The organism is Pseudomonas fluorescens HK44 (assembly GCF_000217955.3).
Lineage (GTDB): Bacteria > Pseudomonadota > Gammaproteobacteria > Pseudomonadales > Pseudomonadaceae > Aquipseudomonas > Aquipseudomonas fluorescens_AQ.
The window spans coordinates 999,412-1,025,132 of record NZ_AFOY02000015.1; the positions used below are offsets into that span (position 1 = coordinate 999,412).

The 25,721-nt window shown below is 59.5% G+C and carries 22 protein-coding genes and 2 pseudogenes; 13 read left to right on the forward strand and 11 right to left on the reverse strand.

Annotated features, from left to right (window positions below):
• Positions 1-12: 12 nt before the first annotated feature.
• From HK44_RS17305 to HK44_RS17330, 6 genes are all read right to left on the reverse strand, one after another.
• Positions 13-804, reverse strand: coding sequence for an enoyl-CoA hydratase/isomerase family protein (locus tag HK44_RS17305; protein WP_019690234.1), 792 nt, complete (start codon positions 802-804; stop codon positions 13-15).
• 330 nt (positions 805-1,134) lie between these two features.
• Positions 1,135-2,547: an amino acid permease gene (locus tag HK44_RS17310; RefSeq protein ID WP_019690233.1), complete on the reverse strand. Its 1,413-nt coding sequence runs from the start codon at positions 2,545-2,547 to the stop codon at positions 1,135-1,137.
• A gap of 209 nt (positions 2,548-2,756) precedes the next feature.
• A complete protein-coding gene (locus tag HK44_RS17315; RefSeq protein WP_019690232.1) occupies positions 2,757-5,018 on the reverse strand; it encodes a hybrid sensor histidine kinase/response regulator in 2,262 nt (753 codons plus the stop codon).
• Entirely contained in the window at positions 5,015-5,788 is a 774-nt protein-coding gene (locus tag HK44_RS17320; protein ID WP_019690231.1) for a substrate-binding periplasmic protein, read from the reverse strand. The genes HK44_RS17315 and HK44_RS17320 overlap by 4 nt, the downstream gene beginning before the upstream one ends.
• Positions 5,789-5,793: 5 nt before the next feature.
• Positions 5,794-6,510 carry a response regulator gene (locus tag HK44_RS17325; RefSeq protein ID WP_019690230.1) on the reverse strand — a complete coding sequence of 239 codons (717 nt, stop codon included), beginning with the start codon at positions 6,508-6,510 and terminating at the stop codon, positions 5,794-5,796.
• Between the two features lie 92 nt (positions 6,511-6,602).
• The gene (locus HK44_RS17330) at positions 6,603-7,250 is read right to left on the reverse strand and encodes a TetR family transcriptional regulator C-terminal domain-containing protein (protein ID WP_019690229.1); all 648 of its coding nucleotides are present in this window, start codon (positions 7,248-7,250) and stop codon (positions 6,603-6,605) included.
• A gap of 327 nt (positions 7,251-7,577) precedes the next feature.
• Between HK44_RS17330 and HK44_RS17335 the strand changes: the two genes are divergently transcribed.
• Together HK44_RS17335 and HK44_RS17340 are read left to right on the forward strand one after the other, a co-directional pair.
• Complete coding sequence (locus HK44_RS17335; protein ID WP_019690228.1) at positions 7,578-9,539, forward strand: FAD-dependent oxidoreductase; 1,962 nt, start codon at positions 7,578-7,580, stop codon at positions 9,537-9,539.
• Between the two features lie 157 nt (positions 9,540-9,696).
• The gene (locus tag HK44_RS17340; protein ID WP_031319526.1) at positions 9,697-10,296 is read left to right on the forward strand and encodes a cupin domain-containing protein; all 600 of its coding nucleotides are present in this window, start codon (positions 9,697-9,699) and stop codon (positions 10,294-10,296) included.
• On the opposite strand, the gene HK44_RS17345 is transcribed toward HK44_RS17340, so the two are convergent.
• The gene (locus tag HK44_RS17345; RefSeq protein ID WP_019690226.1) at positions 10,293-11,225 is read right to left on the reverse strand and encodes a helix-turn-helix domain-containing protein; all 933 of its coding nucleotides are present in this window, start codon (positions 11,223-11,225) and stop codon (positions 10,293-10,295) included. The genes HK44_RS17340 and HK44_RS17345 overlap by 4 nt on opposite strands.
• 173 nt (positions 11,226-11,398) lie before the next feature.
• On the opposite strand from HK44_RS17345, the gene HK44_RS17350 reads away from it, so the two are divergent.
• The 5 genes from HK44_RS17350 (at position 11,399) to HK44_RS17370 (ending at position 16,813) form a co-directional block, all read left to right on the forward strand.
• The gene (locus tag HK44_RS17350; RefSeq protein WP_019690225.1) at positions 11,399-12,757 is read left to right on the forward strand and encodes a glutamine synthetase family protein; all 1,359 of its coding nucleotides are present in this window, start codon (positions 11,399-11,401) and stop codon (positions 12,755-12,757) included.
• A gap of 217 nt (positions 12,758-12,974) precedes the next feature.
• A complete protein-coding gene (locus HK44_RS17355; RefSeq protein ID WP_019690224.1) occupies positions 12,975-14,063 on the forward strand; it encodes a polyamine ABC transporter substrate-binding protein in 1,089 nt (362 codons plus the stop codon).
• Complete coding sequence (locus tag HK44_RS17360; protein ID WP_019690223.1) at positions 14,060-15,373, forward strand: NAD(P)/FAD-dependent oxidoreductase; 1,314 nt, start codon at positions 14,060-14,062, stop codon at positions 15,371-15,373. Before HK44_RS17355 ends, HK44_RS17360 begins: the two co-directional genes overlap by 4 nt.
• A 36-nt stretch (positions 15,374-15,409) precedes the next feature.
• Complete coding sequence (locus HK44_RS17365; protein ID WP_019690222.1) at positions 15,410-15,907, forward strand: GNAT family N-acetyltransferase; 498 nt, start codon at positions 15,410-15,412, stop codon at positions 15,905-15,907.
• A 108-nt stretch (positions 15,908-16,015) separates the two neighbouring features.
• Positions 16,016-16,813 carry a DJ-1/PfpI family protein gene (locus tag HK44_RS17370; RefSeq protein WP_019690221.1) on the forward strand — a complete coding sequence of 266 codons (798 nt, stop codon included), beginning with the start codon at positions 16,016-16,018 and terminating at the stop codon, positions 16,811-16,813.
• A 15-nt stretch (positions 16,814-16,828) separates the two neighbouring features.
• On the opposite strand, the gene HK44_RS17375 is transcribed toward HK44_RS17370, so the two are convergent.
• Together HK44_RS17375 and HK44_RS17380 are read right to left on the reverse strand one after the other, a co-directional pair.
• Entirely contained in the window at positions 16,829-19,093 is a 2,265-nt protein-coding gene (locus tag HK44_RS17375) for an ATP-dependent DNA helicase (RefSeq protein ID WP_024265027.1), read from the reverse strand.
• The gene (locus tag HK44_RS17380; protein WP_019690219.1) at positions 19,090-20,742 is read right to left on the reverse strand and encodes a VRR-NUC domain-containing protein; all 1,653 of its coding nucleotides are present in this window, start codon (positions 20,740-20,742) and stop codon (positions 19,090-19,092) included. The genes HK44_RS17375 and HK44_RS17380 overlap by 4 nt, the downstream gene beginning before the upstream one ends.
• 392 nt (positions 20,743-21,134) lie before the next feature.
• On the opposite strand from HK44_RS17380, the pseudogene HK44_RS17385 reads away from it, so the two are divergent.
• The 4 genes and pseudogenes from HK44_RS17385 to HK44_RS17400 all read left to right on the forward strand — a co-directional run.
• Positions 21,135-21,325, forward strand: a pseudogene (locus HK44_RS17385) (transposase domain-containing protein); the annotation flags it as partial.
• Between the two features lie 20 nt (positions 21,326-21,345).
• Positions 21,346-21,885, forward strand: a complete 540-nt coding sequence (locus tag HK44_RS17390) for an adenylate kinase (RefSeq protein ID WP_024265028.1) — start codon at positions 21,346-21,348, stop codon at positions 21,883-21,885.
• A 94-nt stretch (positions 21,886-21,979) separates the two neighbouring features.
• Positions 21,980-22,957, forward strand: a complete 978-nt coding sequence (locus tag HK44_RS17395) for an IS5 family transposase (RefSeq protein ID WP_024264756.1) — start codon at positions 21,980-21,982, stop codon at positions 22,955-22,957.
• A gap of 426 nt (positions 22,958-23,383) precedes the next feature.
• Complete coding sequence (locus tag HK44_RS17400; RefSeq protein ID WP_019690217.1) at positions 23,384-23,608, forward strand: YgdI/YgdR family lipoprotein; 225 nt, start codon at positions 23,384-23,386, stop codon at positions 23,606-23,608.
• A 9-nt stretch (positions 23,609-23,617) separates the two neighbouring features.
• Here the strand turns inward: HK44_RS17400 and HK44_RS17405 are convergent, their stop codons facing one another.
• Complete coding sequence (locus HK44_RS17405) at positions 23,618-24,004, reverse strand: hypothetical protein (RefSeq protein ID WP_019690216.1); 387 nt, start codon at positions 24,002-24,004, stop codon at positions 23,618-23,620.
• A gap of 306 nt (positions 24,005-24,310) precedes the next feature.
• On the opposite strand from HK44_RS17405, the gene HK44_RS17410 reads away from it, so the two are divergent.
• Positions 24,311-24,733 (forward strand): hypothetical protein, encoded by a 423-nt coding sequence (locus HK44_RS17410; RefSeq protein ID WP_019690215.1) that lies wholly within the window; start codon positions 24,311-24,313, stop codon positions 24,731-24,733.
• 49 nt (positions 24,734-24,782) lie between these two features.
• Here the strand turns inward: HK44_RS17410 and HK44_RS17415 are convergent.
• Positions 24,783-25,208 (reverse strand): annotated as a pseudogene (locus tag HK44_RS17415) (calcium-binding protein); the annotation flags it as partial.
• A gap of 176 nt (positions 25,209-25,384) precedes the next feature.
• Here HK44_RS17415 and HK44_RS17420 point away from each other — a divergent pair.
• Positions 25,385-25,660 carry a DUF1652 domain-containing protein gene (locus HK44_RS17420; protein ID WP_019690213.1) on the forward strand — a complete coding sequence of 92 codons (276 nt, stop codon included), beginning with the start codon at positions 25,385-25,387 and terminating at the stop codon, positions 25,658-25,660.
• Positions 25,661-25,721: the final 61 nt, after the last annotated feature.

Below are 25,721 nucleotides of genomic sequence, written 5' to 3' on the forward strand. Positions count from 1 at the left end.
AGCGGCGTGGGCCTACTTGCCGACAAACTGTGGCAGGCGTTTTTCCATGGTCGCGCGCAACGCTTCGGCGCCGTCTTCACTGCGACCGCAGAGCAAACCCGCCGCCAGTTCGGCTTGCAGTTGTTCCGGCAGGCTGCGCTGGGCGCCTTCGCGCATGAGTTTCTTGGTCTGGGCAAACGCAAAGGTCGGCCCTACGGCCAGGCGTGCGGCCAATTCGTTGGCGGCGCCGAGCAGTTGTTCGTCAGCGCAGACTTCGCTGACCAGCCCTGCTGCCAAGGCGCGATCGGCGCCCCACAACTCGTCGAGAAACAGCAGACGCTTGGCTTGTTCGGTGCCGATCAGCCGTGGCAGATGCCAGCTGGCACCGGCGTCCGGCGAATACGCCATGCCGGTGTAGCCGGCCTTGAACCGCGCCGATTGCGCGGCAATGCGCAGGTCGCAGCACAGCGTCAGGTCCATCCCGGCGCCGACGGCAGTGCCGTTGATTGCCGCGATGGTCGGCTTGTCCAGGCTGTACAGCCGGCTCATCAGCGCGTGGGCGGTTTCGGTCCAGCCGTAGCTTTCCAGCGCGCCACGGGCCTCGGCTTCGGCCCACTCGGCAAGGTCGGCACCGGCGCAGAAACTGCGGCCGCTGCCGGTCAGCACCACGACCCGAACCGCCGGGTCGGCATTGAAGCCATCGAGCAAGGCGTGAAGATTTTTCAGGGTTGGAATGTCCAGCGCATTGCGCTGAGCGGTGCGATTGAGGGTGATCCAGGCAACGCCTGCTTCGACCTGACTGAGCAGAGAAGATTGAGTAGTCATGCGAATCCTCGAATTATTGTGTTTGGCATGAGGTGATGCGACTTGAGGCCATACTAAACGAGTGTTCAGCAAGGCGGCAATCTGCGAGGGAATTGGCTGTAACAGCCTTAAAAATCATTTAAATGATTGTTTTAATTGAGTATTTATCTGATTCCCGGCCGTGCGACAGCTGAGCTGTTACAACTTTGAACAACTGCCTACAGGGCACCGCAAACCACTGTGGGAGCGAGCCTGCTCGCGATGGCGGCGCCACATTCAACATCTCTGTTGACTGATCGACCGCTATCGCGAGCAGGCTCGCTCCCACAGGGAATGCGCTAAATCAAGGAATCAAACGGTCGGCAGGCTCGGTGCCAACACCCCTTGGCGTTTGCGGTGAATCAGGAAATACGCGCCGTAGCACAGCGCCATGAACCCAAAACCCCAATACAGCGAAGGACGCTGGGTTTCATCCATGGCCAGGAACACGAACAGCGAGCAGCACAAGGCGATGCACAGGATTGGTAGCAGCGGGAACCACGGCGCACGGTATTTCAGGTCGCTGAGCTTGCCGCCATCGCGCAGATAAGCCTTGCGGAACTTGTACTGCGCCAGTGCGATAACGATCCAGGTCACGGTGCCCGACATCCCACTCACCGCCATCAGCACCATGAACAAGGTGTCGGCAGCGATGAAACTGGTCATCAGCGACACCAGCGCGAAGCACAAAGTAATGCTCAGCGCCCGCAATGGCACGCCGCGTTTGCTCAATGGCGACAGACTTTTCGGCGCCATGCCGGTCTTCGACATCGCCCACAGAATCCGCGTCGAAGCGTACAGACCGGAGTTGCCGACCGACAGAATCGCCGTAAGGATCACGAAGTTCATCAAGTCGGCGGCATAAGGAATGCCGACCATGTCGAACACCTGCACGAACGGGCTTTCCATCAGCCCGGCCTGCTGCCACGGCACAATGGCCGACAACACCACGATCGCCAGCACGTAGAAGATCAGCACGCGGAACACCACGTTACGTACGGCGCGTGGAATGCTTTTTTCCGGATGATCGGTTTCGCCGGCAGCCACGCCCATGATTTCGCAACCCTGGAAGGCGTAGACCACGGTCATCATCACCGCGAACACCGCAGGCAAGCCGTTGGGGAACAACGAGTCGCCGATCAGGTTGCTCATCATCGGGGCGGGTGCGCCGCTGGTCAGCGGAATCGCGCCGAAGATCACCAGGACGCCGACCACAATGAAACCAAGAATCGCGGCGACCTTGATCCCGGAGAACCAGTATTCCGCTTCACCGAAGGCGCGGGTCGCCAGAGCGTTCAGGCCGAACAACACGACCACGAACAGCGCCGACCAATACCAGATCGGTACCGTGGGAAACCAGCGCACCATCAACATGCCAGCCGCGGTGAACTCCAGGCCGACGGTGGAGGCCCAGCTCATCCAGTACACCCAACCGATCATGAAACCGGTGGCCGGCCCGATGAACTGGGTGGCGTGGGTCTGGAACGAACCGGACACCGGCATCTGTACCGACAATTCACCCAGGCAAACCATCACCAGGTACATCAGGAAACCGGCAACCAGATAGGCCAGAATCGCCCCCACCGGGCCGCCCTGGTTGATGGTCACGCCGGAGCCCATGAACAGCCCGGTGCCGATCACGCCGCCCAGCGAGAGCATGAATATGTGCCGGCTTTTCAGGGCGCGGGTCAGTTGGATGCCTTTGCGTTCGATAGATTCGCTCATGTCGGCACCTCAGTAGTCGGCGAGGTGCGCGGCGCACGACAGGACGTCATGGCGCTGGGAAGGATCAGCTTTACGGCAGTTCATTATTATTATCTCCAATAAGCTTCGAAGACCGCGCTGACGGCGGTTGCGTCGATTATTGGAAACCCGTGTAAGTTCGCGTTGAACGTAAAGATCAAAGATGTAAAAAGTCGTAACGATCTTGTACGTCAGGCGTGCAACAGGTCCGCCAGCGTCTGTTGCGAACGCTGCAATTGCTCACGCACCTGCGGTGCCAACGCCCGCAGCGCCGATGCATCGCTGATCAGCGCCGCCTCTTCCAGCGCGCGCAGTACATTGGCCAATGCGCGAAAGCCCAATGAGTCGCTGCTGCCGGCCAAGCGGTGCGCCAGGTGAGCGACTTCGGTGCAATCCTCGGCCTCGATGGCCTCGGTCAGTGCGTCTCGATGCTGGGTGATCGAGTGGCGCAATACCGCCAGCAAGCCCTGAACCTTCTGTTCACCGAGCAAGGTCCGGTGAGTCTCTAACAACGGCCAATCCATCGCCTCGTCATCATGCTGTGGCTTCAGAATTGGCGACTGCCCGGCCAGCGCCTGCCGCAGGTTTTCGAGCTTCAAGGGTTTGGCAAGAATGCCGTCCATGCCGGCATCCAGATAGCCGCGCACCAGGGCTGGTTGCACACTGGCGGTCAGGGCGAAAATCCGGCTGTGACAATTTAGCCCAGCGCTGCTGCGGATCAGTTTGCACAACTCGACACCGCTGATACCCGGCAGGTGCACATCGAGCAGGATCAAATCGAAAGTCTGGCTCGCGCATTGCGTCAGTGCCTGTTCGGCCTCTTCAGCAAGCCAGATCTCATGTCCGTCGCGTTGCAGCAAGCCGCTGACCACTTCGCGGTTCAGCGCCACGTCCTCGACCACCAGAATCTTCAACGCCGGACCGGGTGCACTGCTCAATACCGCATCAGCCATGCCGGTGGCCGGCGGCAACGTCAGCTCGAACCAGAAACAACTGCCGCGCCCCATTTCACTGTCAACGCCAATCCGTCCGCCCAGTTGCTCCACCAAATGTTTGCTGATGGCCAGGCCGAGCCCGGTTCCGCCAAAGCGTTGTGCTACCTCTTCGCTGGCCTGAGTAAAGCGTTCGAAAATCTTTGCCTGCATCGCCGGGGCAATACCGATGCCGTTGTCGGTCACGCTCAGACGCAGTCGTTGGCCGGCTTGCCCCGAATCTTGCCCCAGCAATGTGACCTCGACGCTTACCTGCCCGCCTTCGGTGAACTTGATCGCGTTGGCCAGCAGGTTGCTCAGCACCTGACGCAAGAACTGCTCAGCACCGTGATACCTGTCGGCGACCTGCGGATCGACTCGGCAGTGCAGTGTCGTGTCGTTGCTCAGCGCGCGGGGCTCCAGCAACGTCAGCACCTCGTCGAGCAAGTGCCGGACCGAGAAGTCGACCGGCTCCGGGTGGGTTTCGCCCTCCTCCAATCGGGCGAAATACAGCACTTCGTTGAGAATCGTCAGCAACCCTTCGCCGGCCTTGTACAGCGCATCCAGACGTTTGCCGTCGCGCTCATCAAGGCTGGCTCCGCGCAGCAGTTCGGCCATGCCGAGGATGCCATTCAGCGGCGTGCGCAGTTCGTGGCTCATGGTCGCCAGGAACCGCGACTTGGCGAGGTTGGCCGCCTCGGCTTCATCCTTGGCGCGCATCAGGCTGGCCGTGCGGCGCTCGACCATCCTCAGCAGTTCATCGCGGTTGTCCTGCAACGCCAGGCGATCGGTTTCGCGCCGATCAATGTCACTGAGGATCGCCCGGCGCATATCGTCCAGCGCATGGGCCACGGTGTCGATTTCGTCTTCGTGGGCGCGGCGGCTCTTGTCCAGATGCAAAGGCTCATGCCAGTCACCGGCGGCGATGCGCCGGGCAAACCCGGCCATGACTTGCAGGTGCCGCGTGACCAAACGGTAGAACAACCCTGATAGCGCCACCGCCAACCCGCAGAGAAATACGCTCATCCACAACAGACTGGTCAAACCGGTGGCGAACAGCCGCTGATGCACCGCGCCCAGATCGGTACTGACTTCCAATTGCCCCAAATGCCGCACGGGACCTGTTGGCGGTTGGTAATCCAGTTCAAAACGCTCGACGCGCAACGGCCCGATCGGGTCCTGGTTGCCCTGCAGCAGATCGAAGTCCGGGCTGGTCAGACGAACCCGCGCCACGTCGGAGAAATCCACCAGGCCGCGCAGTTGCACATTCAACTGTTCCTGGTTCAGGTCCCAGAGGCTGCGTTCCAGGCTGGCCAGGTAACCGGCGCGAATCAGCTCCATGCGCGAGTCGATGTCACGCATCTCGCGGCGGTATTCGAAATACAGTTGCACGGTGCTGGCGAGCACGGTGAAGCACAGGCTGAACAACAGAATGAACAGCAACAGGCGCCGCAACAGTCCACCGGACCGTGCGCGAATCATTGCGCATCTGCCGGCAGGTTGATCATGTCGCGATAGGTCACTTCACTTTCGTTCAACCAACGCTCGATGTCCCCGGCATCGACCATCCGCTTCAACTGCGCGTCGATGTCCGGCATGCGGCTGGCCAGCGGAGAACGGCGTGACACCGCAACCCGCAGATAATCCACGCTCAAGGCGTTCGGCAAGGCCACGATGTCTTGCGCCCCAGGCAGGTTTTCGACGTAAAGCTGCCCGGTGCGCCGCTCAGACGTGATGAAGTCGATGCGCCCGCGAATCAGCTTGCCGAAGTTCTGGCGGCTGTCGGACACCCATTCGATGTTCTGGTGTTGGGCGACCAATCGGTCGAAATCCACCCCATAGCTTTCACCGAACAACAGCCCGCCACGGTAGTTGGCCAGGTCCTCCAGGCGTTCGAACTTCACCGGATGCCGACGATTGGTGAACAGCGCGACCTCTTCGCGCAACACCGGCACCGTCGAAAAAACCATGCTCTGCTCGCGTTGCACGGTGCTGTAGGCCAGCACCACGTCGACCCGGCCTTCGGCAGCGTCCAGCAGGCAGCGTTTCCAGTTGCCCAGCACGACGATCTCGACTTCGTAGCCCAGTTGCCCGAACAGGTTTTTCACCACGCTGGGAGCCAGGCCGCGTACCTGTTTGCCGTCGCTCCAGGAGATTGGCGGGTACACCGGATAATCGCAATAACGAACCTTCTCGACCGCCATCGCGCTGTTGGACAGCAGCGCCAACATCAGCCAAAACAGCCGCAACATACGGCTCAGGCCGCGACGCTGGCGGTGAACAGGTAACCGGCGCCGTGGATGGTGATGATCAATTGCGGCTCGGCTGGATCATCATGCAACTTGCGTCGCAAGCGTCCGACCAATACGTCGATGGAACGATCATTGGGTACCCACTCGCGGTTGCGGATCTGGTCCATCAACTGATCACGACTCAAGGTGTGGCCGCTGTTACGCAGGAACACACTGAGCAACTGGTACTCGCCGTGGGTCAGCAGGGTCTCGCTGCCGGCGTGATCGATCAGCCGTCGGCGATCAGTGTCCAGCGCCCAGGCGGCGAACTGCTTGACCGGCCGAAAAATCGCTGCAACCGGTTGCGGCGTCTGGGCATGACGAACCCGGCGCACCAGGTTTTTTGCCCGGGACACCAGCTCGCGTGGATTAAGGGGTTTGATCACATAGTCATCGGCGCCGCATTCAAGGCCGACGATGCGGTCGATTTCATCATTGCGGCCGGTGATCAGAATGATCCCGACCTCCGAACGGACCCGCAGCTCCCGGGTCAGGGTCAGGCCATCCTTGCCCGGCAGACGAATGTCGAGCATCACCAGATCGACCGTCTGGCTCGCCAGAAAGGTTTCGGCCAACTCTGCGGTGGCGGCGCAATGCACCTCATAACCTTCCTGGGACAGGTAGTCGTGCAGCAGTTCGCGAATCAGCGGATCGTCATCGACGATCAGTACCCGAGGAGCCATCGCTTGGAATCCTGCGTATGCCCGAAGGCGTGTTTCTTATTAGAGTTTTTTCCTGCACTGGCGCCAGAGAGTATCCATTGCTGAACGGCTGATCAACAGCTCGTCGTCTGCAAGCAAAAACGCTGGCGTCCACCGGCCTGCAAACCGTCGACCCAGGCTTCGCAAATCTGCATGCCCTGCTCCGGGGTAAAGGTCCCGGGGTTGAGGCCCGACTCCAGCCACAGGCCGTCGAGCAAGGCACTGAGGCTGATGGCGGCCAGGTCGGCGTCGAAGTGTTCCCAGCCCTCCTCCTGCGCCAACTCGGTCAGCACCTTGCGCAGTACACCGCGGTACTCGCCATAGGAATGATCGTGCGCCTGGTTGATCGCCTCTGCGGTCTTGACCGCACCCCAGAATGCCAGCCAGGCATCCAGCAGTTGCGGGTCCAATAGCTCGGCGGAAAACGAGCCGCGGAAGAACGCCGACAAACGCTCGCGTGCATTCGGTGCAGCCTGTTCCATGGCCTCGCGCAGCAGGCTCATGACCCGCCCGGTGATCGACATGTAAGCCTCGGCCACCAGTTCGTCCTTGCCTGAATAGTGATGGCTGATCAGCCCGACCGAAACCCCGGCCTCGGCGGAAATCTTGCGGATCGATGCGCCCTGGAAGCCGTGGCGCTTGAGGCACACCAGCGTCGCTTCGATCAGGTTGGCCTTGCGCAACTCCGGCTCCATGCGGGAAAAACGGGCTTCCTGACTCATGCGCGACACTCTCCGTGGATCAATCGTTAGGGGGCCACGGTCGGGAAGACCGCGGGCTAAACGACTGTACAGCAAGAGCGGCAAAAGTCTCCAGCGTCAGATCCGAGGTTTTCCCGCAAGGCTCGGTAGCTGCCACGGGAGCTGTCCTGCATCGCATTTCAATGTTGAGTAGATACCTATGCCCAAGAGTGGGCGCCAAAATAAGCTACTGCAAGGCAGAGTAAAAATACAAGTTGATTTTTTACTGCCGGTAAACTTCTATAGAGAAATAATAACAACGCCGAAACCCCGGCCTTTCGGCTTCAGCCCGTCTGGAGTACCCGTACCATGCCGACCTCGACCCCAGCTTTTGCGCATCTGTTCCAACCCTTGCAGATCCGTGGCAAACGCCTGAAAAACCGCATCATGTCCAGCGGTCACGACACCTCGATGCCCACCGATAACCTGGTCAACGAGCAACTGATCGCCTACCACCAGGCTCGCGCCGAAGGCGGTGTCGGGCTGATCGTGCTGCAAGTGGCCGGTGTGCATGACAGTGCGCGCTACACCTCGCATGTGCTGATGGCGACCGACGACGCCTGCATCGAGGGCTATCGAAAACTCGCGCAAAGCTGCCATGCCCACGGCACCGTGGTGCTCTCGCAGATCTTCCATCCGGGGCGCGAGATCATGGAGTCCAGCGATGGATTACTGGCGGTCGCCTATTCGCCTTCGGCAGTGCCCAACGAGCGCTTTCGGGTGATGCCGCGAGCGCTTGATCAGGCGATGATCGACGAGATCGTCGCCGGTTATGGCGCCGCTGCAAGGCGCCTGTATCAGGCCGGTCTGGACGGCGTCGAAGTGGTCGCCAGCCACGGTTACCTGCCGGCGCAATTCATCAATCCACGCGTCAACCGTCGCACCGACGAGTACAACGGTGACATGGAACAGCGTCTGCGCTTTTTGCGTGAAGTGATCGCCGCCGTGCGCGCCAACACCGACGAGCAGTTCATCATCGGCTTGCGCATTTGTGCCGATGAGCGCGACCCCGAGGGGCTCACCGAAGACGAGTCGCTGCAAGCGGTCAAGTCACTGCAAGCGCAGCTGGATTACGTGCACATCGTCGCCGGCACCTCGGCGTCATTGGGTGGTGCGGTGCATATCGTCCCGCCGATGGCGATTGAAGCCGCCTACCTGGCCAAGGAAGCCGGAACCTTCAAGGCCAGCCTGAGCATTCCGTTGTTCGTCACCGGCCGGATCAATCAGCCGCAGGAAGCCGAACTGATTCTGGCGCGTGGCCAGGCCGATGTGTGCGGCATGACCCGCGCACTGATTTGCGACCCGCAAATGCCCAACAAGACCGACGCCGGGCGCGCCGAAGATGTGCGGGCCTGCATCGCTTGCAATCAGGCGTGCATCGGGCACTTCCACAAAGGTCTGCCGATTTCCTGCATCCAGCACCCGGAAACCGGTCGCGAGCTGCTGTTCGGCCAGCGGCAAGCGACCACCCAGCGCAAACGCATCATGATTGCCGGCGGTGGTCCGGCCGGGATGAAAGCTGCGGCGGTGGCTGCGCAACGCGGGCATGAGGTGACGCTCTACGAGGCCAGCTCACAACTCGGCGGGCAAGTGCTGCTGGCGCAACTGTTGCCACGGCGCAGCGAGTTCGGCGGTGCCAGCACCAACCTGCAACGCGAGATGGAGCTGGCCGGGGTGCGCGTGGTGCGCAATACCCGGGTCGATCGGGCGTTGGTGGAGCGCGAACGGCCGGACCTGGTGATCGTCGCCACTGGCGCCGAGCCCTATTGGCCGACGTTCGAACGCGGCGGTGAGTTGCAGGTGGTGGACGCCTGGCAGGTGCTGCGCGATGAGGTGCAGATCGGCCGTTCGGTGGTGGTGGTCGACTGGCGCTGTGACTGGATCGGCCCCGGCATTGCCGAACGCCTGGTACGCGCCGGGCATCAGGTGCAACTGGCGGTCAACGGCACTCATTGCGGAGAAAACCTGCCGCTGTACGTGCGCGACCATCTGGCTGGCGAACTGCATAAGCTGGGCATCCCGATCACGCCTTATGCGCGGCTTTACGGTTGCGACGACAACACCGTCTACTTGCAACACACCGCCAGCGGCGAACCGATGCTGTTCGAAAACGTCGATACGCTGGTGCTCTGCCAAGGCCATCAACCGGTGGATACGCTAGGTTCAGAACTGCAAGGTCTGGTGGAGTTTCGGCGGATCGGCGACTGCCTGGCACCGCGCACCGCCGAAGAAGCGATTTATGAGGGCTTGAAAGTCGCCTGGGAACTTTGAGGCTGTTTATACTCCGGGGCTTTTACGTCTGGCCCTGAGTCAAGCACAGCTCATTGTGGGAGCGAGCCGCCCGGAGCCGGCTCGCTCCCACATGGACTGCGCGCAACTGACTGGCCCCCTTCACCGTTCGGAGCACGCCATGAGCAATAGCAGCAAGATGCCGCCTGCCAGCAGCGCGCCTTCGCCAGAAAGCGGCGCGGCAGAGCCTCACTTTCTCGGCACGCGGATTCGCGGCCTGCGCAAGCGTCGGGGCATGACCCTGGCGGAACTGGCGCAACTGAGTGAGCTGACGGCAGGCTACATCAGCCAGCTCGAACGCAACCTCGCCTACCCGTCGATCCCCGCGCTGTTCAACATCGCCCGAAGCCTGGGCGTGACCATCCAGTGGTTCTTCGCCAGCGAAGCCAATACCGCACCCGAAGACCACGGTTACGTGGTGCGCAAGAACAGCCGCATGAGCGTGCATTACGAAGACGGTATCGTCGACCAACTGCTGACCCCGCAACCCAACCGTCAGCTGGAAATGCTCCATTCACGCTTCCCGCCAGGCACCTACAGCCAGCACAGCTACAGCCACGAAGGCGAAGAAGCCGGTTATCTGCTGTCTGGCACTTTCGAGTTGTGGGTCGCAGAGCGTCATTTCCAGCTCAACGAAGGCGACAGCTTCAGCTTTTCCAGCCAGGAGCCCCACCGTTATGGCAACCCCGGTGACGTCGATGCGGTGGTGATATGGGTGATTACCCCGCCAACATTTTAACGGCGCAGGCGCCCATTCGGTTGAGTGGCGCATGCGCGCTTCAAGGTGTCACTCGGCAACTCCTTGAACAACGCCCGGTAACTGCTGGAAAACCGACCCAGGTGCCAGAACGACCAATTCATCGCCACTTCGGCCACCGTGGTGTCGGTCGCGGTGCGGCTGAGCAATTCGCGACGGGCGCTGTTGAGCCGGCGCAAGCGCAGCCATTGCGTCGGTGCCATGCCGGTGTAGGTCTTGAACGCGTGTTGCAGCTGACGCAGTGACACTTCGGCGACCTGGGAAAGCTCCAGCAAATTCAAGTTCTCTTCCGGGGTGTCCACTGCCCATTCACCGATCCGTTTCATGATCGTTCGCTCCCCTGCCCGGCGCTGCAACGCGCCTCGGTCCAGGCAAACGCAGGCGTTGTCGAGAATAAACAGGCAGTCGTCCAGCAACTGTTGGGTCAGCGCGTCCTTGCTTGGCGGGTCAATGGTGTTCGACAGCCGGGTCAGGGTGCCGCTCAGCCAGCGGCTGAACAACGCGTTCTGCTGTGAATTGAGCGGCGCCATGAACAAGCCTTCCAGCCGCTCTATGTTCAATCCATGGCGCTGAACGAATTCCGGGCCGAACACCACGGCCACTTCCTGGTAGTTCTGCGGGGTGATCCAGATGTTGCGGCTCTCGCCGTTCAACACATACAGCGCGTTGTCACTGCGATCGAAACAGAACGCCAGCGAGCCCGGCGGCGCGCTGAAATTCTGCTCGACGCGGGTGTTCATGCACTCCTCGTAAATCTGCACGCCTTGCAGGTCCAGATAACGCACTTGCCCTGCGAAATGCCCGGGCGACATCTGCTGATAGTGCTGCACCCAGCCTGGGGTCGCGCGGATCTGATCGGCGACATCCAGGGTGTTGAAAGCCTGGACGTGCAAGGGGTTTGACTCTGTCATGGAATGACCTGTACGCACTTTTCTGGTGCGTTTTGGTTCTGCTTAAAGTGGATAGATGGAACGAAACGCCTCGCCCAAGATAGTCGTCAACGCGCTACAGGGAAAGTCTTTCGCTGCTTGTACGCAATGCAGAGACCGACTCTGGCGCTGATAAAACCAACCACGAGGTCTTTATGAATGCCCCTTTCGATCAGCTGTCTTCATGGCTGAAAGAACACAAGATTACCGAAGTCGAATGCGTGGTCAGTGACCTGACCGGTATCGCTCGCGGCAAGATAGCGCCCACCAACAAGTTCCTGCATGAGCGAGGCATGCGCCTGCCGGAAAGTGTGCTGTTGCAAACGGTAACCGGGGACTTTGTCGACGACGACATTTATTACGACCTGCTCGACCCGGCCGACATCGACATGGTTTGCCGCCCGGATTCTTCGGCGATTTACGTGGTGCCGTGGGCGATCGAGCCGACCGCCATCGTGATTCACGACACCTTCGACAAGCTCGGTAATCCGATCGAGCTGTCGCCGCGCAACGTGCTCAAAAAAGTCCTCAAGCTCTACGCCGACAAGGGCTGGCAGCCGATTGTGGCGCCAGAAATGGAGTTCTACCTGACCCAGCGCTGCGAAGACCCGGACTTGCCGCTCAAGGCACCGCTGGGCCGTTCGGGCCGTGCCGAAAGCGGTCGCCAGTCGTTTTCCATTGATGCGGCCAACGAATTCGATCCGCTGTTCGAAGACGTCTACGACTGGTGCGAACTGCAAGGTCTGGACCTCGACACGCTGATCCACGAAGACGGCCCGGCGCAGATGGAAATCAACTTCCGTCACGGCGATGCGCTGGATCTGGCCGACCAGATCACCGTGTTCAAGCGCACCCTGCGCGAAGCGGCGCTCAAGCACAACGTTACGGCGACCTTCATGGCCAAGCCGATCGGCGACGAACCGGGCAGCGCCATGCACCTGCATCAGAGCGTGATCGACATCGCCACCGGCAAGCCGATCTTCGCCGACAGCGACGGGCAGATGAGCGAGTTGTTCCTGCACCACATCGGCGGTCTGCAAAAGTACATTCCAAAACTGCTGCCGATGTTCGCGCCCAACGTCAACTCGTTCCGCCGTTTCCTGCCGGACACCTCGGCACCGGTGAACGTCGAGTGGGGCGAAGAAAACCGCACCGTCGGGCTGCGCGTACCGACCTCCGGTCCCGAGGCCATGCGCGTGGAAAACCGTTTGCCGGGCGCCGATGCCAACCCGTACCTGGCCATCGCCGCCAGCCTGTTGTGCGGATACCTGGGCATGATCGAACGCATCGAACCGAGCGCCCCGGTACAGGGCCGCGCCTATGAACGACGCAACCTGCGCCTGCCGATCACCATCGAGGATGCACTGGCGCACATGGAAGACTGCCCGACCATCGAGCGTTATCTGGGGACCAAGTTCGTCCGCGGCTACGTCGCGGTCAAGCGCGCCGAACACGAAAACTTCAAGCGCGTGATCAGTTCCTGGGAGCGCGAGTTTCTGTTGCTGAGCGTCTGACGGCACGTCAGATAAAGCATGAAACCTTGTGGGAGCGAGCCTGCTCGCGATGAGGACATGACAGTCACATCAACATTGACTGATGCACCGTCATCGTCGGAACGCCGCCCGGAGCCGGCTCGCTCCCACAGGGACTGCACTTGACTGACCGGTAGTAGCGCCCGGGGCAACAAGCAAATCCAAAACATCGAAAACAATCATTCAAAGAGGTGTCGAAATGCGTCTATTGAAATCCGTCGTTCCCGCAGCGCTCGCGCTGTTCTGCAGCCTCGGCGCGCAAGCGCAGCCGAGCGTCAGTGTGTACAACTGGACCGACTATATCGGTACGACCACCCTCGCCGACTTCCAGGCGAAAACCGGTATCAAGGTCATCTATGACGTATTCGACTCCAACGAAACCCTGGAAGGCAAACTGCTCGCCGGGCGTACCGGGTATGACGTGGTGGTGCCTTCCAACCATTTCCTGTCCCGTCAGGTCAAAGCCGGCGCGTTCCTCAAGCTGGACCGCTCGCAGCTGCCGAACTGGAAAAACCTCGACCCTAAATTGCTGACACTGCTGGAGAAGAACGACCCGGGTAACGAGCACTCGGTGCCGTACCTGTGGGGCACCAACGGCATCGGCTACAACGTCGACAAGATCAAGCAAGTGCTGGGTGTCGATCACATCGACTCCTGGGCCGTGCTGTTCGAACCGGAAAACCTGAAAAAACTCAGCCAGTGTGGCGTGTCGATGATGGATTCGCCCGATGAAGTGTTCCCGGCGGTCCTCAACTATATGGGCATGGACCCACTCAGCTCGAAAATCGAAGACTACAAAAAAGCCGAAGCCAAGCTGCTGACCATCCGCCCGTACATCACCTATTTCCACTCCTCCAAGTACGTGTCGGACCTGGCCAACGGCGACATCTGCATTGCCTTCGGTTACTCGGGGGACGTGTTCCAGGCGGCGAACCGTGCCAAGGAAGCCAAGAACGGCGTGAACATCGCCTATGCGATCCCCAAGGAAGGCAGCAACCTGTGGTTCGACTTGCTGGCCGTGCCCGGCGACGCCGGCAACACCAAACAAGCCCACGAATTCATCAATTACCTGCTGGAGCCGGAGGTGATCGCCAAGGTCAGCGCCACGGTCGGTTACGCCAACCCCAACCCCGCGGCCAAGCAGTTCATGGACGCGGAACTGGTGAACAATCCAGAGGTTTACCCCTCCCAGGCGGTGCTGGACAAACTGTACATCTCGACCACACCGACAGCGGAAATCATGCGCGTGATGACCCGTTCCTGGAGCAAAGTGAAGTCCAACAAATGAATCAGGCAACCGCTATAAACCGGTCGGCGGAACACGCCCGCTCCTATTACAACGCCTCGGCCAATGCGAGGGTGCAACACCCGACGCTGACGTCGGATCTGCAAGCTGACGTCTGCGTGATTGGCGGCGGTTTTACCGGCGTCAACACCGCGATTGAGCTGGCCCAGCGCGGGCTCTCGGTGATTGTGCTGGAAGGCCGAAGGATCGGCTGGGGCGCCAGCGGCCGCAATGGCGGGCAGTTGATCCGTGGTATTGGCCACGACGTTTCGGGCTTTGCCCGTTACGTTGGCCAGGAAGGCGTGCGCTATCTGGAGCGCGCCGGCATCGAATCGGTCGAGGTGGTGGGCAATCGCATCCGCGAGCACGGCATCGACTGCGACCTGCGCTGGGGGTTTTGCGAACTGGCCAACACACCCGCGCAATTCGCCGCGTTTCAGCGGGAGCAGGAAACCCTGAGCGCCCAGGGTTATGCCCATGCAACCCGCCTCGTCAGACCCGAAGACATGCGCCAAGTGGTGAACTCCGGTGTGTACGCAGGCGGACTGGTGGACATGGGCTCCGGGCATCTGCACCCGCTGAATCTGGTACTCGGCGAGGCTCGGGTCGCCGAGTCGCTGGGGGTGCGGATTTTCGAGCAAAGCCCGGTGCTGGAGATCATCCATGGCAGCACCGTGCAGCTTCGCTGCGCAGGCGGCACGGTGCGCGCCGGCAGTCTGGTGCTGGCCTGCAACGCGCATCTGGAGGAGCTTGAACCAAAGCTCAGCGGCAAGGTGCTACCAGCGGGCAGTTACATCATCGCGACCGAGCCCTTATCGGCGCGGGCTGCCGCCGAACTGATCCCGCAGAACCTGGCGCTGTGCGACCAGAAAGTCGGACTCGACTACTACCGGCTTTCGGCAGACCGGCGCCTGCTGTTCGGCGGCGCCTGCCATTATTCCGGGCGCGATCCGGCGGACATCGCCGCCTACATGCGCCCGAAAATGCTCAAGGTGTTCCCACATCTGGCCGATGCGCGCATCGACTTTGAATGGGGCGGCCGGATCGGCATCACCGCCAATCGTTTCCCTCAGGTCGGTCGGTTGTCGCAGTGCCCGAACGTGTTTTACGCCCAAGGCTACTCAGGTCATGGCCTCAACGTCACGCACTGGACCGCGCGCCTGCTGGCCGAGGCGATTCATGCCGGACACAGCCAGGGCCTGGACGTCTTCAGTGCGGTGCCACACATGACCTTTCCAGGCGGGCGCGCATTGCGCACACCGCTCCTGGCACTGGGCATGTTGTGGCATCGTTTGCGTGAGGTGCTAGGTTAATGGTCATCGCCATCGAATCGTCTGGAGCTTCGTGCAATGGCCGCGATCGAACTGCACCGCGCACAACGGGATGAACTGGACTGCATCGAAAACCTGATGCAGTTCTATCTGTACGACTTCAGCGAGTGGCTGCCGCTGAAGATTGGCGCCCATGGTTTCTTCCCTCTTCAGCCGATGCTCGACTACTGGCGAAAGCCGGCGACGCAGCCGTTCCTGATCACGGTTGACGGGGAGATCGCCGGGTTCGTGACGGTTGACGACGCAGTTCGTTTCGACGACGTGCAGTACAACATCGGTTATCTCTTCGTCAGCCGCCGCTATCGAGGCCGCGGCGTCGGAAAGTTTGTGGTGTCTGCCCTGCTCCAGCAGCTTGCGGGTCAGTGGCAAATTTTTCATATCGACGCCAATCAACCGGCGCAGGCGTTTTGGTCCAAAATTGTCCCTGAGTTGACCCTGGGTCAGTTCACGCGTCATCAGCTCTCCATCGACGGCTACCCGTGCACATTGTTCAAGTTTCGATTCACTGAAGCTTGAGCCGCTGACTGCATCGAATCGGCAGGCAAAGGCTGGCGAAGTCCAGTCCCTGCGTCCAGACTCAGAGCAATAGACGCTCCCCGGCACTGACGACTCGAGGCTTTGTGCATGCTGCTTTTCCTGCTACCTCAGGCTGACTACGACCCCACTGAAAGCAGCGTGCCCTGGCAGGCGTTGCATGACGCCGGAATCGCGGTGCGCTTCGCGACGCCAAAAGGGTTGCCGGCCTATGCCGACGCGCGACTGGTGGACATCGGTTTCGGGCCACTGAACTCGCTGCTGATGACCCGAAAAGAAGATCTTCAGTGTTACGCGGCCATGGCCGCCGACGAGGGTTTCAAATCACCCATGCCCTACGCCGAAGTAGACCCCGAGCAGTTCGAGGGGCTGGTGATCCCGGGCGGCCATGCCAAGGGCATGCGCAGTTTGCTGGAATCCAAAGACGCCCGGCGGATTGTTCAGCACTTCTTTGATGCACAGAAACCGGTCGCAGCGGTCTGCCACGGTGTCTTGCTGCTGGCCCGCACGCTGGATTCCGACAACGTTCTTTCAGTACTCCACGGGCGCAAGGTGACCGCGTTGCTGGCCAACACCATGGAACTGCCAGCCTGGTGGATCACTGCGCCGTGGCTCGGCCGCTACTACCGCACCTATTCGCAAACAGTGCAGGCCGAAGTCACCGCGGCATTGGCCAGCGTCCATGACTTCTTGCCGGGGCCACGATTCGCGCAACGTGATTCGACAGAAAACCCGCAAAGCGGGTTTATCGTCCGCGACGGCAACCTGCTGACCGCACGCTGGCCAGGTGACTGCCACCGTTTTGCCGCGGAGCTGGTCAGCATGGTGCACCAGGCACGCGGTGCTCAGGCCCCGCGCCGGGCCGACTGGAAAGTCGGCATGCATTGACGGCGTCGGCGCGTTTCACAGGCGCCCGCTGACCGACCACCAACGCGGCAGCAGCTGCTGAACCTTGCTTTCGCCAAAGCGGTCATCGATCAGCATCACCACACCTTGATCCTGCTGGGTACGAATCACCCGCCCGGCAGCTTGCACCACCTTCTGCACACCAGGAAACAGGTAGGTGTAGTCGTAACCCGCACCGAAGATCGCCGCCATGCGCTGTTTCAGCTGCTCGTTGACCGGGTTCAGTTGCGCCAGCCCCAGCGTCGCGATGAACGCACCGATCAACCGTGAGCCCGGCAAGTCGATACCCTCGCCGAACGCCCCGCCCAACACCGCAAAGCCGATGCCCTGGCTGGTGGCCGTGAACTGTTCGAGAAAGGCCCGACGCCGGGATTCGTCCATGCCGCGTGACTGTGACCACTGGTTGATCTGCGGCCAAGTCTCGGCGAACAACTGCGCCACCTGTTGCAGGTAATCAAAGCTGCTGAAAAACGCCAGGTAATTGCCGGGACGCTCCATGAACTGTCGAGCCATCAACTCGACAATCGGCGCAAGCGAGGCCTGCCGGTGCGCGAATCGGGTGGAGATCTGACTGACAATCTGCACCTTGAGCTGCTCGGCACTGAACGGCGACTCGACGTCGATCCATACCGTGCTCGTCGGCAACCCGAGCAAGTCGGCGTAATAGCGCTGCGGGCTCAAGGTCGCAGAAAACAGCACCGTGCTGCGCGCCGCCGTCAGACGCGGGCGGATAAACCCGGCCGGCACCACGTTGCGCAGGCACAGCTGCGAAAGGCTGCGCGTGTTGCCGAGGTCACGCTTGCTGATGTCGAACAGGAAATGCTCATCGAACAGCTCGGCGATCCGGCTGAATTGCAGCGCATCGAAATAGAAACTCTGCAACGCAGCATCCAGCCCCTGCGGGTGATCGTTGAGGTAATCGCCGATGGCCGTCGTGCAGAGCGACAGCGCCTGCAACAGTTTTTCCGGGGCCTTGGCGTAGGCCTGATAAGGGCTGACCTGTGTTTTGTGCAGCGCATTCCACTCACGATTGACCCGTTGCAAGCTCTTCTTCAGCACCTCGGGAGCGCTTTTGCGCAGGGTATTCAAGGTGAATTGATCGAGGCTGGCGCTGTACATCTGCCGACCGCGCTCCACCAGATTGTGGGCCTCATCCACCAGTACCGCGACGTTCCACTGGTTGGCCTGGGCCAAACCGAACAGCAACGCACTGAAGTCGAAATAGTAGTTGTAGTCGGCAACCACCACGTCAGCCCAACGGGCCATTTCCTGGCTCAGGAAATACGGACACACCTGATGTTCGAGGGCAATCTCGCGCAGAGCCGCCTGATCGAGCAAGGTCACCTGACTCGCCGCCTCACGGGCCGCCGGCAAACGATCGTAAAAGCCTTTCGCCAACGGGCAGGATTCGCCGTGACAGGCTTTGTCCAGATGCTCGCAGGCTTTGTCGCGAGCAATCATCTCAAGCACTCGCAACGGTAAACCGTCGCTGCCGTCGACGATCACCTGTGCTGCATCCAGCGCCAATTTTCGTCCGGGAGTCTTGGCGGTGAGGAAGAACACCTTGTCCAGCTGTTGCGGCGCCAGCGCCTTGAGCATCGGGAACAGTGTGCCGAGCGTTTTGCCGATGCCGGTCGGGGCCTGGGCCATCAGGCAGCGACCGGTGCTGACAGCTTTGAACACCGATTCGGCGAGGTGACGTTGCCCCGGGCGGAAGTCCGGGTACGCAAAGCCCAACGCCTGCGCGGCCTGATTGCGCGCTTCGCGATGGGCCATTTCCTGCTCGGCCCAGTGCAGAAACAGCCCGCATTGCAGCGTGAAGAAGCGCTCCAGCTCAAGCGCGCTCCAGGTTTCGACCAGGCTGGTTTCCTTTTCGCTGACGATATCGAAATACACCAACGCCAGCTTGATCTCGGCCAGCTGCAATTTCTGGCACATCAACCAGCCGTAGATTTTCGCCTGGGCCCAATGCAACTGCCGGTGATTGGCCGGCATCCGCTCCAGTTCGCCACGGTAGGTTTTGATTTCCTCAAGACGATTCTGGCCAGGGTCATAACCGTCCGCCCTGCCCCTGACTGTCAATTGCCGATATTCACCTTCAAGGGCCACTTCGTTTTGATAGGTCTCACTGCGCCGCGAGGCGACGGTGCGGTGGCCCACGATGCCCTCCAGAGCTGTCGGCGACGGGGTGAAACGCAGGTCGAGATCACCAACCTTGGCGGTGAATTCACACAGCGCACGCACCGCAACGCTATAGCTCACGCCTCGGCCTGCGCCCATTGCACATAGCAGACCGCGACCGGCATCTGGTGTTCGTGACAGAACTCCAGCCAGCGCAGTTGGTTGTCTTGCAGGCGATCGCCCGGGCCTTTGACCTCGATCATCCGGTAGGTCTTGTGCTGCGGCCAGAACTGGATCAGGTCCGGCATCCCGGCGCGATTGGCCTTGATGTCCAGCAACAGGCGATTGAACCAGTGCTTGAGGTGTTCGGCCGGCAGACAGTCCAGGGCCTGCTCAAGTAGCTCCTCGGTCAGCACGCCCCAAAACACGAAGGGCGACTGCACGCCTGATTTGACACGAAAACGCTGGCGGATGGTCTCGGCATAACGCCCATCGTCCAGTTCTGCGAGGCACGTCTGGAACAGCTCGGCACGCCGGGAATGAAAATCCGCGCTGAACAGGTCCACCGGCCCGCGCTGGAACGGGTGAAAAAACGCTTCCGGCAGCGGTGCAAAGATCGCCGGCCAGCAGAGCAACCCGAACAACGAGTTGATCAGGCTGTTTTCGACGTAATGCACCGGCGCCGCGGGTTCATCGAGATGAGCCTGAACATGGAATTCGACTGACAGCGTCGGGTCGATTCGCGGCAGGCTCAGGTCCAGCCGCTCAACGTCGCGGGCCTTGACCCGTGGCATCGGCGGCCCGCCGAGTTTGCGCCGCAACCGGGGCAGCACCCGCAACAGCTGTTGTTGCTCGGCGGCGCTCTGCGGCGCGTGTTCGGCGTGGGTCGCCAACTCCAGCGCCAATTGAAACTCGGCGCAACGTTCCAGTACCCGGATCAAGCGCAACCTGGCGCCGGGGTAGACACATTCGCGGTAGATCGTCAGCGCTGCCGGGAAATCGGTGATGCGCTCGCAGTGTTGCCCGATCTGAAACAGCAGCTTGGCGCGCCGCCGCTCAAGCCAGGGGTTGGCGGTTTGCAGTGCCTGGATCAGTTCGACGACCTGTTCCAGCGCCTCCCCGGCTTCAAAACGCAACTGGCAATCGTGCAGATAGAGAAACGCCTCGACGTCGTCACGACTGCGCAAGCCTCGGGATTCGGCGCAAAACTCGACTTTCTCGTAGGTAAAGATCCCAAGATCCGCCAGGACGAACTCCGACCAGTCCTGATACAGATTGCCGAAGAACATCAGCCGCAACCGATCGCACAGGCCCATGATGGTCAGGCTCAACAACCGGTCATCCAGCGTCGGGCACCAGTTCTTGAAGGACTGCGTCTCGGTGAACTGCTCGCTCAGTGCAGCCAGCCACTCGGACTTTTTCGCTTTGGGTTGTTCGATGGTTGCACTGAAACACTGAAGGATTTCCGGTTTGAGCAGCACGTCGAACAGTTGCTCAATCGACAGTGGCGCCTGTTCGTCAACCCAGCCAAGGTTCAGCAAGGGTTCTGCCGCGCGGGCACTCTCGCCTATTTCGGCGTAGTGCAACTTGCCGAGGCGAAAATGCTCGCCCTTGCGCATGACCATTCTGACCAGCAATGCCTGAGAGGCGCGCGGCAACTGGCCAAAATCAACGATGAATTGCTGCTCTTCCAGGCTGAGCACATCGGCATAGCGCTGTTCAAGCCAGGCGAGCACTTGTTGAAAGTTGTTCAGGTAATAGAACGGATCTTCGAGCGGATTGACAGTCACAGATAGAAAGCGCCATGGCGAGCGGGTACTGGTTATGCGTACAGATATCAGCTGAACCCCGGTGCTGGCAAATGGAAAAAGATCAGCGGCCGGTTTTGCGTAATGAAGGTCAGTCAACAGTGTCCGGGCACAACGCATGACCCGTAGCAGCCGAACGCAGGCTTCGCCAGCTGGTACGGACCGCGTTACGGCTTGACTGATCGTCATCAGCCGGTTGGGTGGCTTTTTCCACAATAAATCGAATTTTACCGAAATGAGTGACACCAAGGACGGTCAGTATCGAAATGACGCATGTGTGTGTCGAAACGATCTAGAGATTTCTGTAAGAGAGGTTTATTCACGAATATCCGTATTCTGAGCCCGCCCCTGGTCATCGTGGGCTTGCTGGCACTAGGCGGGGCAAACGTGCAGCGGCGATCATGAGCTTGACCCAGTCAGCGCAGCTCAATTGGCATGATCCGTATGATTATCTGAAGGACGTTCTGACACACTTGCCTATGAAGAAAATGGGCAGTATGCGCAACTACTGCCACAAAATTGGATGCCACCTCATATTATCTGCCTCCCCATAGCCATGTTCTGAACATATAGGAGATCCATGAAGTGAGCAGGCGTGTTTACATAAGCGGTGCATCTGGAGCCGGCGTGAGCACTCTGGGAGCCGCTCTGGCAGCAAGGCTTCGAGTCCCCCACTTTGATGTCGATGACTATTATTGGTATCCGACAGAGCCACCATTCGAGCAATCACGACCTCCAGCAGAGAGAGTTAACCTACTCAACCATAGCTTGGCTGATGGTCAGTGGGTACTCTCCGGTTCATTGGATGGCTGGGGAGACGAAGTGATTCAACACGCTGATCTGGTCATCTTCATCGATACGCCCACACACCTCCGAATTGAGCGCCTAAAGGCACGCGAATCACAGCGTTATGGTGAGCGCATTCTCCTAGGAGGGGACATGCACGCGAATCACTTGGAGTTTGTCGCGTGGGCTGAAAGTTACGAAGAGGGCACTAAGGCTGGCCGCAGCCGACCACGCCATGAGCGGTGGCTCAAGCAGTTGGACTTGCCCTCACTAAGGGTAAATGGAGAGCTCCCAACTGAGCAGTTGCTTGTACAGGTAATCGCTGCGATCCAGGATTGAGGAGTTCCACGCGCCTCCAATCTAAGGAAACTCTGAAAAAGACTTCCAACTCTGGTGAAATACCCCCTCACACGAATCGACCGGTTGAGCCCCGATGAAACAGATGTCCTTCGCCGATGCCGAGTATGCCGGCAAACGTAAGCAAACCCGCCGTGAGCGCTTCCTGATCGAGATGGATCAAGTCGTGCCCTGGAAGGGGTTGATTGCCTTGATCGAACCGCATTATCCAAAGGGTGAAGGCGGTCGTCCGGCGTATCCGTTGCTGGCCATGTTGCGGGTTCATCTGATGCAGAACTGGTTCGGCTACAGCGATCCGGCGATGGAGGAATCGCTGTATGAAACGATGATCCTGCGTCAGTTTGCAGGGCTGCATCTGGATCGAATTCCTGACGAAACCACGATCCTCAACTTCCGCCGCTTGCTGGAGAAGCATGACCTGGCGGGCGGGATTTTGCAGGTTATCAACGGTTATCTGGGTGAGCGTGGATTGATGTTGCGCCACGGAACGATAGTGGATGCGACGATCATTCATGCCCCCAGCTCAACCAAGAATAAAGACAAGAAACGCGATCCCGAGATGCATCAGACCAAGAAAGGAAATCAGTACTATTTTGGAATGAAATCCCACATTGGCGTCGATGCGGATTCGGGCTTGGTTCATAGCGTGGTCGGTACTCCTGCCAACGTGGCGGACGTGACACAAGTGGATCAACTGCTTCATGGGGAAGAGGTTCACGTCTGTGGCGATGCCGGTTACACCGGGGTGCAGAAGCGCCCGGAACATCAGGATCGCAAGATGATCTGGTCGATTTCTGCACGGCCCAGTTCGTACAAAGAGCATGGCAAAGACACGGTGATCGGCAGTGCGCTACGCGGAATTGAGTATGCGAAAGCGCAAGTCAGAGCCAAGGTTGAGCACCCATTTCGAGTGATCAAGCGCCAGTTTGGCTATACGAAAGTGCGCTTTCGTGGTCTGACGAAAAACATCGCTCAACAGACGACGTTGTTCGCCTTGTCGAACTTGTGGATGGTGCGAAAACGATTGTTGAATGCAGGAGAGGTGCGCCTGTAATGCGGGCTAATCGCCCTGAAACAGCGCGATTAGAGGAAAAATCATGAATTAAAGAGTGGAAAGGTCTGCTTTTCGACCAAATCAGCGTTTTTTGAACCTCACGCAGAGAAGGCATCAAAAATCGGTGGGTACTTCAGAACTTCCCTAAATGTAATCACCAGCCGTGAAATCAGGTAGCTCGGTCTATCAAATTAATCGCGCAATCAGGGTTTACGACTACTTCGCCCGAGCGCAGACCGATCCGAACGCAGGCTTCGCCATCTACGGACCGCGTTATGGCTTAACTGATCGTCATCATTCGGCTTTCGACTTTTTCCGTCATCAACCGAACTTTCCTGGAGTGAGTGACACCAACAACGGTCAGTACCGAAATGACGCACCTGCGCGTCGAGACGATCAAAAGAATTCTGTAAGCGAGGTTTATTTATGAGTATCCGCATTCTGAGCATGCCCCTGGCTATCGTAGGCTTGCTGGCATTAGGCGGTTGCGCGTCGCCAACGGTGGTGACGTTGCAGAACGGCACCCAATATTTGACCCAGGACACGCCGAAAACCAAAGGCACAGACGGTTTCATTGAGTTCAAGGACATTTCCGACGCCAGGATCAAGGTCAAGGCGGACGACGTCGCCACCATCCGCACAGGAAAATGATCGAAAGCCTTAGGGCATCTGAAATGCAGGGTCTTGCCGCCGGATGCTGTTATCGCAGGAAATGACCTGCCCGCCGCGTTGCAGCAATTGCCCCCTTATCATTTGGCAGCGCTCGTATTCCCGGGCATTCGCGTTGTCGATGCTGATATTGCCGGTCACGGGCGGTTGCTTGCCATCACCCAGGCTCAGTTTCACCCAGGGTTGTTCCGGCTGAATCTGGAAATGGCTTTTCTCGGGATCAGGCTCGGTCTGTTCGACCTGTGCGGGTGTTGGCAGTTGATCGGCAGTTACGCCATACCGGTTCAAAATCGAGCCATGAGGCAACTCCTCGGCGATCGCGCCCGCCGATAAAATCATCAGCGCGACTGCGACTGCTTGCCTCTTGCTGTTACTCACTGTGTTCAATCTCCTGTTTCGGTTCACCGCGCCTGACGTCTGTGTCGCGCGAAGGTAGTGCCCTCTGGAAACGCATGGCCTGGCCGGTGGTTTAATGCCATGGCAAAAAAAAATACCGGGGCACACGCGGAAAACTCCGTATTACGCCTGGCTCACCGGAACATTGTGGCTATGCTTTTCAGAATCGACGGGCGTTTTCCTGATCCGGGGGAAATGCTTTTGTCTGATATTTGAGCCTGCCGTGTAGCGACAGGTCACCTTTTTCGATCAGAAGGAATTACCAGCGTGCAGCCCCTACAACGCCCTATGAGCGATAAGGACTTCGCGCTTCCCCTGCCCGGCTTCAAAGTGTTGGCACTGGCCCTCGCAGTATTCGGGCTCAGTGCGTGCAGCAGTATCCATGCACACACCACCGAATACGCCGGGGCCCAGCACACAACCGCCACGTCCCCGAACTCGGTGCAAATACTGCGTACCCCGCCCACACGACCGTACACGCGGTTGGGTGAAGTGATTCTGCACTCAAGCACGCAACCGGCTCCGCCCGTCAACGAGTTCGAGCAGAGACTGCGTGAAGAAGCGGCAAAAATCGGCGGCGATGCGGTGGTGGTGATCTACGACATGATGCTGCCCATATCGGCTTACGTCAGCGCTGCGCTTCCGCTGAATCGGGATTTCCACACCGAGCAGAGACGCAAGCTCAAAGGCATCGTGATTCACTATGAATAAACGCTGAAAAACCCGACGCGAACCGAGGTTCGCGCCGGGCTTTTTAACGTCAGGCGATCACCACGCCTGAACTCGCCAGGTGATCGAGCCCGACCCCGACCAGCGTCACCGAGTCATTATCGAAGCTCAACACGGTATCGGCGCCTACGGCTTTGGCGTGGTCGCGTACGTCGTAGTTTTGCCCAACGCCTTCGACGCCGAGGAACACCAGTTTGTCGCTGCTCTGGTAGCCCACAATCCGGTCGTTGCCGAAGTCGCCGCTGAACAGGAAGGTATTGCTCCCGCCACCCGACTCCATCAGGTCATTACCGGCACCGCCGACAAACACGTCATTGCCCTTGCCGCCCAGCAGGATGTTGTAGCTTCCGGCATCCCTGAAGGTGTCGTTGCCGTTGCCGCCCTGGATCAGGTCATCGCTGTTACTGCCGATGATGAAGGTGCTGCCCTTGTGGGTCTCGGCGCTCTGCCCGATGTCCTACAAAACATGATCCAGATCAATGACAGCACTTCAATCGCCAAACGGCCTTAAAGATTTCACGGCTCTTTCACGAACGAGTGCTATTTTTAAAATTCAAACGGTTGGGCCAATGAGGGCTCATCCCTCCTAAACACGGGCTAACGGACGCGCTCGATGAACAAGGCGGGCAGCACATGAATAGAGTGTCGTTGAGCAAGGTTACGTTTCCAAACGCCTGCCAGCTGATGCGCTGGTATTTTCATCCCATGGGATTCGAGGCGAGCATGGATGCCCCGGACAGCATGATTGCCCGGTTGTTTGATCGTGCCAGTGGCGAGACCATGATCGCCATTGCCGGAATTCCCTGCGCTACCGTGATGAACGCCGCCGATGTCGAGCGCATAATCGAAGCGGTGGAGGATGAGCTTGAAGCCTTTGCTCCTCCGCTCGCCCTGAAAAGTGCTTCTTGAACCACAACCCTTTGACATCAAAGCCCACACAGCGTGGGCTTTTTTATGTTCGAGGGTATTC